Annotated in this window: 1 protein-coding gene; it reads right to left on the bottom strand. The window is 49.1% G+C overall.

What is annotated here, in order from left to right; translation table 11 throughout:
* Positions 1–269, bottom strand: a 269-nt coding sequence (locus AB4135_RS22230; protein ID WP_371995534.1) for a VCBS domain-containing protein, incomplete at both ends; no start/stop codon positions are given.

Below are 269 nucleotides of genomic sequence, written 5' to 3'. Positions count from 1 at the left end.
ATGATCGAGATCGGTGGCGGTGATCTGACCGCTGATCTTCGCAGAGCCTTCATCGATCGTCTTCGAGCTGATATGACTGACTACTGGAATATCGTTAGTGCCATCGATCTTGATTATCAGATTTTGTGGGGCACTTTGAGCGCCATTGTTGTCGGTGGCGGTAACTGGAATGATCAGCGTTTGATGTTCGCCCATCGCTAAATGGTTGAAGCTTGGATCGGTGGGATCAAGTGTGTAGCTGCCGTCAGCATGTAAAACAAAGCCAGCAT

The organism is Shewanella sp. 10N.286.54.B9 (genome assembly GCF_041468565.1).
In the GTDB taxonomy this organism is placed as follows: Bacteria; Pseudomonadota; Gammaproteobacteria; order Enterobacterales; family Shewanellaceae; genus Shewanella.
Note: the sequence above shows the minus strand (reverse complement) of the source record. Positions and strands in the feature narration are given on the sequence as shown.